Annotated in this window: 11 protein-coding genes; 9 read left to right on the forward strand and 2 right to left on the reverse strand. The window is 58.4% G+C overall.

Annotation, left to right across the window (positions count from 1 at the left end; translation table 11 throughout):
- Window positions 1-2: 2 nt before the first annotated feature.
- Together pncB and FHL07_RS14975 are read right to left on the reverse strand one after the other, a co-directional pair.
- Complete coding sequence (gene pncB / locus FHL07_RS14970; protein WP_095000972.1) at window positions 3-1,217, reverse strand: nicotinate phosphoribosyltransferase; 1,215 nt, start codon at window positions 1,215-1,217, stop codon at window positions 3-5.
- 141 nt (window positions 1,218-1,358) lie between these two features.
- Window positions 1,359-2,255 carry a LysR family transcriptional regulator gene (locus FHL07_RS14975; RefSeq protein WP_095017674.1) on the reverse strand — a complete coding sequence of 299 codons (897 nt, stop codon included), beginning with the start codon at window positions 2,253-2,255 and terminating at the stop codon, window positions 1,359-1,361.
- Window positions 2,256-2,409: 154 nt separating this feature from the next.
- On the opposite strand from FHL07_RS14975, the gene amaB reads away from it, so the two are divergent.
- From amaB to FHL07_RS15020, 9 genes are all read left to right on the forward strand, one after another.
- Window positions 2,410-3,900 carry an L-piperidine-6-carboxylate dehydrogenase gene (gene amaB / locus FHL07_RS14980; RefSeq protein ID WP_095000974.1) on the forward strand — a complete coding sequence of 497 codons (1,491 nt, stop codon included), beginning with the start codon at window positions 2,410-2,412 and terminating at the stop codon, window positions 3,898-3,900.
- 142 nt (window positions 3,901-4,042) lie between these two features.
- Complete coding sequence (gene amaA / locus FHL07_RS14985) at window positions 4,043-5,326, forward strand: L-pipecolate oxidase (RefSeq protein WP_095024339.1); 1,284 nt, start codon at window positions 4,043-4,045, stop codon at window positions 5,324-5,326.
- Between the two features lie 363 nt (window positions 5,327-5,689).
- Window positions 5,690-6,826, forward strand: coding sequence for a branched-chain amino acid ABC transporter substrate-binding protein (locus tag FHL07_RS14990; protein ID WP_095000976.1), 1,137 nt, complete (start codon window positions 5,690-5,692; stop codon window positions 6,824-6,826).
- A 1-nt stretch (window position 6,827) separates the two neighbouring features.
- The gene (locus FHL07_RS23685; protein ID WP_153327708.1) at window positions 6,828-6,983 is read left to right on the forward strand and encodes a hypothetical protein; all 156 of its coding nucleotides are present in this window, start codon (window positions 6,828-6,830) and stop codon (window positions 6,981-6,983) included.
- A gap of 9 nt (window positions 6,984-6,992) precedes the next feature.
- Entirely contained in the window at window positions 6,993-7,907 is a 915-nt protein-coding gene (locus FHL07_RS14995; RefSeq protein ID WP_095000977.1) for an ABC transporter permease subunit, read from the forward strand.
- 2 nt (window positions 7,908-7,909) lie between these two features.
- A complete protein-coding gene (livM, locus tag FHL07_RS15000) occupies window positions 7,910-9,193 on the forward strand; it encodes a high-affinity branched-chain amino acid ABC transporter permease LivM (RefSeq protein ID WP_095000978.1) in 1,284 nt (427 codons plus the stop codon).
- Window positions 9,190-10,077, forward strand: a complete 888-nt coding sequence (locus tag FHL07_RS15005; protein ID WP_095017673.1) for an ABC transporter ATP-binding protein — start codon at window positions 9,190-9,192, stop codon at window positions 10,075-10,077. The genes livM and FHL07_RS15005 overlap by 4 nt, the downstream gene beginning before the upstream one ends.
- On the forward strand, window positions 10,074-10,790 hold the full coding sequence (locus FHL07_RS15010; protein ID WP_095000980.1) for an ABC transporter ATP-binding protein: 717 nt from the start codon (window positions 10,074-10,076) through the stop codon (window positions 10,788-10,790). The genes FHL07_RS15005 and FHL07_RS15010 overlap by 4 nt, the downstream gene beginning before the upstream one ends.
- 811 nt (window positions 10,791-11,601) lie before the next feature.
- Window positions 11,602-12,369, forward strand: coding sequence for an SDR family oxidoreductase (locus FHL07_RS15020; RefSeq protein WP_095017672.1), 768 nt, complete (start codon window positions 11,602-11,604; stop codon window positions 12,367-12,369).
- The last annotated feature ends 60 nt before the right edge of the window (window positions 12,370-12,429 follow it).

A 12,429-nucleotide genomic window follows, 5' to 3' on the forward strand; every position in this document is an offset into this window, starting at 1 on the left:
ATTCACTCCTTGGGAGAATGTTCAGGAACTTGGAAAACGTGGCGTAAATAGGCGGCGAAATTGGGGTCGGAGCAATGGGTCTTGCCCGGTTCATCGGAAATCTTGGCCACCGGCGAGCCATTGCAGGCGTTCATTTTAAGCACGATGCTCATTGGCTCAACCCCCGGAATGTCGCAGGTCAGGTTAGTCCCGATACCGAAGCTGACGTTGATCCGGCCGCGCAGTGACCGGAAAATCTCCAGCGCCCGGGGCAGGGTCAGGCTGTCGGAGAACACCAGAGTCTTGCTCATGGGGTCGATGCCCAGCTTGTGGTAATGAGCTATGCATTTTTCGGCCCACACCACAGGGTCGCCGGAGTCGTGGCGCAGGCCGTCGAACAGCTTGGCAAAGTACAGATCGAAATCTTTCAGGAAGGCATCGGTAGTAATGCAGTCCGTCAGCGCGATGCCCAACAAGCCGCGGTACTCGCGCACCCAGCAGTCGAGCGCGGCACTCTGGCTGTCGATCAGCCGTGGGCCCAGTTGCTGGTGCGCCATGATCCATTCGTGGGCCATGGTCCCCAGCGGCTTCATGTCCAGCTCGCGGGACAGGTTGACGTTGCTGGTGCCGACAAAGCGCCCGGGGAAGTCGTGCTTGAGCACACTGACGACTTCTTCTTGCACGCGGTACGAAAACCGTCGACGAGTGCCGAAATCGGCGACTTGCAGTTCAGACAACTCTTCAGCGCTGGCATTGGCCTGCAGCCAGTCAAATTTGCGATACAGCTGCTCCCGGGCCTGTGACAGCACGGTATCGGCATAGCGCGAACGGTTGCGTACTTCGCTGACAATCGCCAGTAACGGCACTTCAAACAGGATCACATGCAGCCACGGCCCGCGCAGGCGGATAACCAGTTCGCCGTTTTCGATGCCGGTGTGTACATAGCGCATATTGAAGCGAAACAGCCCCAAAAAGCGGATGAAGTCGGGCTTCATAAAGGTGATGCGTTCCAGAAACCCCAACTGGTCCTGAGTCATGCTCAGTTCGCACAGGCGTTCGATCTGGTGACGAATTTCGTTGAGGTATGGGCGCAGATCCTCACTGTTGCGGCAGCGGAATTCCCATTCGACTTCGACGTTGGGGTAGTTGTGCAGCACCGCCTGCATCATGGTCAATTTGTAGAAGTCGGTGTCGAGCAGGTTCTGCACGATGCGATCGGCAAATACACTCTCGCTCATAGCGGCAATCTCCATGCTGCCCGTGCCTGATAGCCACGGCGTTCAGCTTTTTCAATGAATGGCGCTAGTGGCGCATATCTGCAGGCGGTTTTGCCAGCGGTTTTTGTGGTCGTAGCCTGTTTCTGCCCGCTCCCACAGGTGTTATCGCGCATCCAGCTGCTCCATGAACCAGCTCACGAATGCCTTTACCTTGGGTACGCCTGCCGTATGTTCAGGATAGGCCAGGTAGTAGGCATCGCGGCTCGGCATCAAGTGCTGCCAGGCGATGACCAGTTTGCCGTCGGCCAATTCCTCTTCCACCAGGAACCTCGGCAGCAGTGCCACGCCACAGCCAACCTGGGCTGCGCGGATGCACATGTAGAAGGTGTCGAAGCGCGGCCCATGGTAGCTGTGATCGGTATGAAACCCCTGATGCTCAAACCACTCGTGCCAGGCCTGTGGCCGCGAAGCGTTCTGCAGCAACACCAGACCTGTGAGTTGGGTCGGGTCGGTCAGTGCCGTGCCCGGCAAGCTTGCTGGCGAACATACGGCGACCAGTTCTTCACTGAACAGCTTCAGGCTCTCGGTGCCGGGCCGTGAGCCCTGGCCGAAGTAAAACGCCAGATCGCTGCGCCCTTGCAGCAAATCGTCGCCTTGCTGCTCATTGCACAGATCCAGATGAATATGCGGATGGCGTATGCCCCAACCCTTGAGGCGCGGCACCAGCCAGCGGGCGCCAAAAGTGGAAGGGGTGGAGACCCGTAGCACTTCTGTTTCGCCGCCATAGGAACGCAGGGTATGGGTCGACATCTCGACCTGGGTCAGGATTTTTCGGACTTCTACCAGATACAAATCCCCTGCTGGAGTCAGCTGCAAGCGGCGGCGCACCCGGCGAAACAGCAAGTGCTGCAACAGCTCTTCGAGCTGCGCGACCTGTTTGCTGACTGCGCTCTGGGTCAGATTCAGCTCTTCGGCCGCACGGGTGAAACTCAGATGACGGGTCACCGCTTCAAAACACTGCAACGCCGTGATCGAAGGTAGATGGCGCTTGTTGAGCATAGAAGGCCTCTGATTGTTGTTGTCAGGCAACGTTACCAGTGCAGCATGAATTTTCGGAATGATATCTCGCTTAAAGGTCGTTTGTTGCCGCCATGCCAGCCAGCTACAACTAAAGGCCTGTGAATCATTTTTTAAAGCTCAAGGAGTGCCTTCAATGGTTGCTGCATTACTGGATCGTCTTGGTGTGAACCCCGCGCTGTACCAGCAGGGCAATCAGCCGGTGTATACGCCGATTGACGGTAGCCAGATCGGTGCGGTGCACTGGGAAGGGGCTGCCGAGGCCGAGCAGCACGTGACCCGCGCCGAACACGCCTTCGAGGCATGGCGCAAGGTGCCTGCCCCGCGTCGTGGGGAACTGGTGCGCCAGTTCGGCGATTTGCTGCGTGAGTACAAGGCCGATCTGGGCGAGCTGGTGTCATGGGAAGCGGGCAAGATCACCCAGGAAGGGTTGGGCGAAGTGCAGGAAATGATCGACATCTGCGACTTTGCAGTTGGCCTGTCGCGTCAGCTCTACGGCTTGACCATCGCCTCGGAGCGACCCGGCCACCATATGCGTGAAACCTGGCACCCGCTGGGTGTGGTGGGTGTGATCAGCGCATTCAACTTTCCGGTGGCCGTGTGGGCGTGGAATACCGCGTTGGCGCTGGTATGCGGCAACGCGGTGATCTGGAAACCATCGGAAAAAACCCCGCTGACGGCGCTGGCCTGTCAGGCCTTGTTTGATCGTGTGTTGAGCTCGTTTGAGGGCGCGCCCAAGTACCTGGCCCAGGTGGTGATTGGTGGTCGTGAAGCGGGCGAAGCCCTGGTTGACGATCCGCGAGTCGCGCTGATCAGTGCCACCGGCAGCACGCGCATGGGCCGCGAAGTGGCACCTAAAATCGCCGCACGCTTTGCCCGCAGTATTCTGGAGCTGGGCGGCAACAATGCGATGATTTTGGCGCCGAGTGCCGACCTGGACATGGCCGTGCGTGCCATCCTGTTCAGTGCTGTCGGTACTGCCGGGCAGCGCTGCACCAGCCTGCGCCGGCTGATTGCCCACGACTCGGTCAAGGAAGAAATTGTCACCCGGCTCAAGGCGGCCTATTCCAAAGTGCGTATCGGTCATCCGCTGGAAGGCAATCTGGTGGGGCCGCTGATCGACAAAAGCAGCTTTGAAAACATGCGTGATGCGCTGGAGCAGGCCCTTAGCGAAGGCGGGCGGGTATTTGGTGGCGAGCGGCAATTGGCGGGCCAGTACCCTGGCGCTTACTACGTGGCCCCGGCGATTGTGGAAATGCCCGAGCAAAGCGACGTGGTGTGCAGCGAGACCTTCGCGCCGATTTTGTATGTGGTCGGTTATAGCGACTTTGCCGAGGCCTTGCGCCTGAACAACGCGGTGCCGCAGGGGCTGTCGTCGTGCATCTTCACCACCGATGTACGCGAGGCCGAGCAATTCATGTCGGCCACTGGCAGTGATTGCGGGATTGCCAACGTCAATATCGGGCCCAGCGGTGCGGAAATCGGGGGTGCCTTTGGTGGTGAGAAAGAAACCGGGGGCGGTCGCGAATCGGGCTCGGATGCGTGGCGTGGATATATGCGCCGGCAGACCAATACCGTCAACTACTCACTGGAATTGCCGTTGGCGCAAGGGATTACGTTCGATTGAGGTGATGCAAGCCCTCACCCCCAACCCTCTGCCGGAGGGAGAGGGAGCTGATCTGCTTTTGCCTTTAGTCCCCTCTCCCTCCGGGAGAGGGCCAGGGTGAGGGGCTTTGATTTTGGTTGGGTTTCATTTCTGGAGCTTGGCAATGCCTTTACAAGAACAATGTCTGTGGGAAACCCTTACCCCCCAACGCCCCCAAGCGCCAACCTTCAAGGGCGAGTTGAGCGTTGATGTGTGTGTGATCGGTGCCGGCATCACCGGTTTGTCCGCCGCCATCCATTTGCTCGAGCAGGGCAAAAGTGTCTGTGTGCTCGAAGCCTATCGCACCGGTCATGGCGGCTCAGGCCGCAACGTAGGATTGGTTAATGCCGGGATGTGGATACCGCCCGACGATATCGAAGCCGGTTTCGGCGAGGCTGTCGGCAGCCAGCTCAACCGCATGCTCGGTGCCGCCCCGGGACTGGTGTTCAGCCTGATCGACAAATACCGCATCGACTGCCAGTTGCGCCGTGAAGGCACCCTGCACATGGCCCATAATGCCCGTGGCGAAGCCGATTTGCGCAGCCGTGAAGAACAATGGAAGCGCCGTGGCGCCCCGGTTGAACTGCTCACCGGCGCCGCCTGCGAAGCCGCTACCGGCACCACAAAAATCGCCGCCGCCTTGCTCGACCGTCGCGCCGGCACCCTCAACCCTATGGCCTACACCTCGGGCCTGGCCAAGGCAGCCTGTGATCTGGGCGGGCAGCTGTTCGATCATTCCCCGGTCACCGGACTTGAACGCCAAGGCCTACGCTGGTCAGTGCAAACGGCCCACGGTGCGGTAAGTGCAGAGCAGGTGGTGCTGGCGTCCAATGCCTACACCGAAGGCGAGTGGACTGACTTGCGACGTAACTTTTTCCCCGGTTATTACTACCAGGTCGCCTCCAAACCTCTGACCGACGCCAGCGCAGCGCGAATCTTGCCAGGCGGCCAAGGGTCGTGGGACACCCGCCAGGTATTGAGCAGTATCCGTCGCGATGCCGACGGCCGTTTACTGCTCGGCAGCCTGGGCAACGGCAATCAGAAGCCTGCGTGGTTTCTCAAGGCCTGGGCCGACCGCGTGCAGCAGCATTATTTCCCGTACCTCAAGGGCGTGGAATGGGAATGCACCTGGACGGGCTGCATCGCATTTACGCCCGATCATCTGATGCGCTTATTTGAACCGGCGCCCGGTTTGGTGGCAGTCACCGGCTATAACGGTCGCGGTGTAACCACAGGCAGCGTGGTCGGCAAGGCCTTTGCCGACTATTTGTGCAGTGGCGATGCCAAGGCCTTGCCAATCCCCTTTGCACCGATGCGGCCGCTGTCTGGCACGGGGTTGCGCAGTTGTTTATACGAAGCCGGTTTTTCGCTGTATCACGCCGGCCAATGTTTAAGAATTGTGATCTGACGCGGTTTTTTTCTGGGCGCCCCGACGTTTTGCCTGGCAGCGGCTAGCCTTAAGTGGTGCGGCCTGTAGCAGTCCTGCACCGAGAGTGTGCAGTTCGGTGACGCAAGTGGTTACAGGACGTTTGCGCAACCCGGGGCAACCTGGTTGCAATACCGGCTGCGGCAGGTGGCGCCTGTAGAAACATAGCGGTTTTACCTTCCTCGGTTTAGACGGTTGCACGCCCAATGAAAATGGGCTCGAAACAGTCGATATAACAACAATAGAACGACTTTTTTAAGAATAAAAAGCCAATGGCACGCGGCTTGCTCAGCGCTTTAGGTGAAGTCGAAGTGCCATCTAATAAAACCTCAGGAGCACCACCTCATGTCGCAGACGTTCTACAAGAAAGGTTTTCTGGCCCTCGCCGTAGCAGCTGCATTGGGCGTTTCTTCGTTTGTTCAGGCTGATCTGAAAATTGGTGTTGCGGGCCCGATGACTGGCGCCAACGCAGCTTTTGGCGAACAGTACATGAAGGGTGCCAAGGCAGCGGCAGACAAGATCAACGCCGCCGGTGGGGTCAACGGCGAGAAGATCGTTCTGGTGGCCGGGGACGATGCCTGCGAGCCGAAACAGGCCGTAGCCGTCGCCAACCGTTTGGTCGACCAGGACAAAGTGGCCGGTGTAGTAGGGCACTTCTGTTCTTCATCGACCATTCCGGCGTCTGAGGTGTACGCCGATGCCGGTGTGATTGCGATCACTCCTGGCTCCACCAACCCGGCGGTGACCGAGCGTGGCCTGAGCGCGATGTTCCGCATGTGTGGTCGTGATGACCAGCAGGGCATTGTGGCGGCGGATTACATAGTTGATGTGCTCAAAGGCAAGAAAGTGGCCGTTCTGCACGACAAGGACACCTATGGTCAGGGCCTGGCGGACGCCACCAAGGCGCAACTGATCAAGCGCGGCGTGACCCCTGTGCTGTACGAAGGCCTGACCCGGGGCGAAAAAGACTTCAGTGCCGTGGTGACCAAAATCCGCTCCAACGGAGCCGACGTGGTGTATTTCGGTGGCCTGCACCCGGAAGCCGGCCCGCTGGTACGCCAACTGCGTGAGCAAGGCCTCAAGGATGTGAAGTTCATGTCCGATGATGGTGTGGTCACCGACGAACTGGTTACCACCGCAGGCGGCCCGCAGTACGTTGACGGCGTTTATATGACCTTCGGTGCCGACCCGCGCCTGTTGCCAGACAGCAAGGTGGTGGTTGAAGAGTTCCGTAAGGCTGGCACCGAACCAGAGGGCTACACCCTGTACGCCTATGCTTCGGTCCAGGCCCTGGCTGACGCCTTTGCCGGCGCCAAATCCAACAAGGGTGAAGATGCAGCCAAGTGGCTCAAGGCCAACCCGGTTAAAACCGTGATGGGTGAGAAAGCCTGGGACAGCAAAGGTGACCTTAAAGTCTCCGACTACGTTATGTACCAGTGGGACAAAGACGGTAAATATCACCAACTGGAAAAACAGAAGTGAGATGAGTCACCTACCTGATGCCAGCTTCGGCGGGCATCAGGTAGGGATGGATCTGCACCACCTGTCTTCTTTTCCAGGAGTCGCGCACACCCTGCCAGCCAAGCTGTCCTGTGACGGCGTGGATGGCTTGCGTCTGCGCAAAGGCTCCAGTGCGTGAGATTGCGTTATGGATGGTATTTTCCTACAGCAACTGCTGAACGGCCTGACCCTCGGGTCTGTCTACGGCCTGATCGCCATCGGCTACACAATGGTCTACGGCATCATCGGCATGATCAACTTCGCCCACGGCGAGGTGTACATGATCTCTGCTTACCTCGCGGCGATCAGTCTGGCTCTGTTGGCATACTTCGGTATCGAATCCTTCCCGTTGTTGATGTTGGGCACCCTTATTTTTACGGTGGTGGTCACGGGCGTGTATGGCTGGGTGATCGAGCGCGTGGCCTACAAGCCGCTGCGCAATTCCACACGGTTGGCGCCGCTGATTAGCGCCATTGGTATCTCCCTTATCCTGCAGAACTATGTGCAAATCGCCCAAGGCTCACGTCAGCAGGGCGTACCGACGTTACTTAGCGGGGCGTGGCGGGTCGATATCGGCTCAGGCTTCGTACAGCTGACCTACACCAAAGTCTTTATTCTGCTCGCCGCCTTTGTGGGCATGGGCCTGCTTACTTACATCATCAAGTACACCAAGCTGGGCCGCATGTGCCGCGCCACCCAGCAGGATCGCAAGATGGCGTCGATCCTGGGGATCAATACCGACCGGGTGATTTCCTACGTGTTCGTGATCGGTGCCGCCATGGCCGCGCTGGCTGGTGTGCTGATTACCATGAACTACGGCACGTTCGACTTCTATGCCGGTTTCATCATCGGGATCAAGGCCTTCACCGCAGCGGTGCTCGGCGGCATCGGTTCACTGCCGGGGGCCATGCTCGGCGGGATCATCCTGGGTATTTCCGAGTCGCTTTTTGCCGGGTTGATTAACTCGGATTACAAGGATGTATTCAGTTTCTCACTGCTGGTGCTGATTCTGATTTTCCGTCCTCAAGGCCTGCTGGGTCGTCCTCTCGTGGCGAAGGTGTAAGTATGTCTGTAGCCATTAATAAACCGATTGATATCAAAAAAAGCGTAGTCGACTCGATCCTGGCCGGGTTGATTTCATTGATTGTGTTCGGGCCCATCGTAGGGGTGGTGCTCGACGGTTACAGCTTCAACCTGCAACCGGCCCGGGTAGGCTGGCTGGTGGCTATCGTGATGGTCGGGCGCTTTGCCCTGAGCCTGTTTTTACAGACTGCCAAAGGGCTGAAAATCCTGCAGGGCTTTGAGTCCACAGGCTCGGGCGTGCATGTGCTGGCACCGGACTACAAGTCGCGGCTGCGCTGGATCGTGCCGTTGCTGATCGTGATTGCCATCGTGTTTCCGTTTTTCGCCAATAAATACATTCTGACCGTGGTCATCCTTGGGCTGATTTACGTGCTGCTGGGCCTGGGGCTGAATATCGTGGTTGGCCTGGCGGGGTTGCTCGACCTGGGGTATGTGGCGTTCTATGCCATCGGCGCTTATGGTCTGGCGCTGGGCTATCAATACCTGGGGCTGGGTTTCTGGACGGTGCTGCCGCTGGCGGCCATTGCGGCGGCGATGGCGGGATGCATTCTGGGGTTTCCGGTGTTGCGCATGCACGGTGACTACCTGGCCATCGTGACCCTGGGCTTTGGTGAAATCATCCGTCTGATCCTCAACAACTGGCTGTCGTTTACCGGCGGGCCAAATGGCATGCCGGTGCCATCGCCGACCTTTTTCGGTCTGGAGTTCGGCCGTCGCGCGAAGGATGGCGGGGTGCCATTTCATGAGTTCTTCGGCCTGGAATACAACCCCAATATCAAGTTCCTGTTTATCTATATCGTGTTGTTTCTGGTGGTGCTGCTGGTGTTGTACATCAAGCACCGCCTGACCCGCATGCCGATCGGCCGCGCCTGGGAAGCGCTGCGCGAAGACGAAATTGCCTGCCGTTCCATGGGCCTCAACCATGTGCTGGTCAAGCTGTCGGCGTTCACCATTGGTGCCTCCACGGCTGGCCTGGCCGGGGTGTTCTTTGCCAGCTACCAGGGTTTTGTTAACCCTTCCTCGTTCACCTTCTTCGAGTCGGCGCTGATCCTCGCCATTGTGGTGCTCGGCGGCATGGGCTCGACAGTGGGCGTGGTGATCGCCGCATTCGTGCTGACGGTGGCTCCTGAACTGTTGCGCAGCTTTGCCGAGTACCGGGTGCTGCTGTTTGGTGTGTTGATGGTGTTGATGATGATCTGGCGACCACGAGGCCTGATCCGCATCAGCCGTGTCGGAGTTGCGCCACGCAAGGGGGTTGCGCCATGAGCGAATTGTCAAAAGACGACGTGGTGCTCTCGGTCGACAAACTGATGATGCACTTTGGCGGGATCAAGGCCCTGAGCGATGTCAGCCTCAAGGTCAAACGCAACTCGATCTTTGCCCTGATCGGCCCCAACGGTGCCGGTAAAACTACAGTGTTCAACTGTTTGACCGGCTTTTACAAAGCCAGCGGCGGCAGGATCGAACTCAATGCCCGCGGTACTCGTACCAACGTGATCAAGCTACTGGGGGAGCCGTTCAGGCTGAGCGACTTTGTATCGCCCAAGGCGTTTGCCAGCCGGCTGTATTACAAAATGTTCGGCGGAACACATCTGGTCAACCGCTCGGGGCTGGCGCGCACGTTCCAGAATATCCGCCTGTTCAAGGAAATGTCGGTACTGGAAAACCTGCTGGTGGCCCAGCATATGTGGGTCAACCGCAACATGCTCGCCGGCATCCTCAATACCAAGGGCTATCGCAAGGCTGAAAGCGATGCGCTGGATCATGCCTTCTACTGGCTGGAGGTGGTTGACCTGGTGGACTGTGCCAATCGCCTGGCCGGTGAGTTGTCCTATGGCCAGCAGCGACGCCTGGAGATTGCCCGGGCCATGTGTACGCGGCCGCAAATCATCTGCCTGGACGAACCGGCGGCAGGCCTCAACCCGCAGGAAACCGAAGCGTTGAGCGGGATGATCCGCCTGCTGCGCGACGAACACGACCTGACGGTGGTGTTGATCGAGCACGACATGGGCATGGTCATGAGCATTTCCGATCACATCGTGGTGCTCGACCACGGCAACGTGATTGCCGAAGGCGGGCCTGAGGCCATCCGCAACGACCCCAAAGTGATTGCGGCCTACCTTGGCGCAGACGAAGAGGAGCTGATATGACGGGCACGATCCTCGAGCTCAAGGAACTGGACGTTCACTACGGGCCGATCCAGGCCCTGAAAAAAGTCTCGATGCATATTGAGGAGGGCGAAACGGTAAGCCTGATCGGCTCCAACGGCGCGGGTAAATCCACGTTGCTGATGTCGATTTTTGGCCAGCCCCGGGCCAGCGGCGGGCAAATTATCTACCAGGGGGTGGACATTACCCACAAGTCCTCGCACTACATCGCCTCCAACGGTATCGCCCAGTCGCCGGAAGGCCGTCGCGTGTTTCCGGACATGTCGGTGGAAGAAAACCTGCTGATGGGCACCATCCCCATTGGCGACAAATATGCCGACGAAGACATGCAGCGCATGTTCGAGTTGTTCCCCCGGCTCCTGGAGCGGCGCAATCAGCGGGCCATGACCATGTCGGGTGGCGAACAGCAAATGCTCGCCATTGCCCGAGCGCTGATGAGCCGGCCCAAGCTGCTGTTGCTGGATGAGCCCAGCCTGGGGTTGGCACCGATTGTGGTGAAGCAGATTTTTGCCACGCTGCGGGAGCTGGCAGGCACTGGCATGACCATCTTTCTGGTGGAGCAGAACGCCAACCATGCCCTGCGGTTGTCGGACCGGGCCTATGTGATGGTCAACGGTGAAATCCGTCTGACCGGCACCGGCAAGGAACTGCTGAGTAACGAGGAGGTGCGTAACGCTTATTTGGGCGGGCATTAACAGGCATTTCACATCTCTCTGTGTGGGAGCGAGCCTGCTCGCGATGGCATCACTGCGGTTTGTTTGAATCACCGCGTCGATCCCATCGCGAGCAGGCTCGCTCCCACATGTCTTTTTGTCAGACAATTCCACCCCGCCCGCCCTCGCCGCAAATTGTGGAAAACAATATTACAACGCTGTGAAAGCGCGACATAAAGCCGCTGCAATTACCTGTTTTGTCATCATTTTGACTTGTCCCCGTTTGCTGTGGAGGTGGCTGTGGGTAACGTGGGAGTAGTTGGCTGTAGCCCTTTATTTACAAGGTGTCCAGCTGGGTGGTTATTTTTCGACCAGCGGCTTTTGCGCAGCCGTTGCGCCGATTTGTCAACAGGTTTGTACGGGTGTAAAGAGCGTCTGGAAATAATGACTAACCTGTGGATAAGTCTGTGGTTAAACTCTGGAAAGAATGCTCCAGGCAGCGTAATTACTGGCCTCTGGCTATCTGGCGGATTTTCCACGGTTGCACCTTTTTGGGGCGTCTGCATGCGGGGTGTGCCCGGGTCAAGTAAAAAAGTCTTACCGATGCTCTCTATCCCTTGTGGATCGGGGCTTTGCGCTTTTTGGAGTTGCCCCCAAAGACTGTGGACGGGCCTGTGGATAAGGTGAGCGCATATGGCTCCAGCCCTTGTTCGTCGTGGCTTGTCGCGTGCTGGTTGTTTTTTGTACAGACTTGTTTTGAAAACACCGCAGGTTGCCGCTGAACGCTAGCCGGGGCATTCTGCTAAACGTCCAATTCAACGGCGGCCGATGCCCGCCAGCCAAGGAGAACATGATGACTTCCACCCTGTTTATTACGGGCGCGACTTCCGGATTTGGTGAAGCATGTGCACGCAAGTTTGCACAGGCAGGCTGGAAACTGGTGTTGACGGGGCGACGCGAAGACCGTTTGAAAGCATTGTGCGAAGAGTTATCCAAGCAAACCGAAGTACACGGCCTGGTGGTGGATGTGCGCGACCGTGCCGCGATGGAAGCGGCGATTGCCGGTTTGCCACCTTCGTTCAGCACATTGCGTGGGCTTATCAACAACGCGGGCCTGGCCCTGGGCACCGACCCTGCGCCCAAATGCGATCTCGACGATTGGGAGACCATGGTCGACACCAATATCAAGGGCCTGCTCTACACCACCCGCCTGCTGTTGCCACGACTGATTGCCTACGGCCGTGGTGCCGGGATCGTTAACCTGGGTTCCATCGCGGGTAGTTATCCTTACCCCGGCAGCCATGTGTATGGCGGTACCAAGGCGTTTGTAAAACAGTTCTCCCTGAACCTGCGCTGCGATTTGCAGGGCACGGGCGTGCGGGTCAGCAACGTTGAGCCGGGCCTGTGCGAGAGCGAGTTCTCGATGGTGCGCTTTGGCGGCGACAAGGCTCGCTACGACGCGACCTATCAGGGCGCCGAACCGATTCAGCCAGAAGACATCGCCGAGACCATTTTCTGGGTGCTCAATACTCCGGCCCACGTCAACATCAACCGCCTTGAGCTGATGCCCGTCACGCAGTCCTGGAGCGGTTTTGCCATCGAGCGCCACGCCAAGGAGTAAACTCACCCCTGGCAGCCCACCTGCGACCTCCTGAGGGGGTCGCATTCAATCGGGCTGAAA

The sequence above is a fragment of the Pseudomonas sp. FSL W7-0098 genome, from assembly GCF_005930585.1.
In the GTDB taxonomy this organism is placed as follows: domain Bacteria; phylum Pseudomonadota; class Gammaproteobacteria; order Pseudomonadales; family Pseudomonadaceae; genus Aquipseudomonas; species Aquipseudomonas bubulae.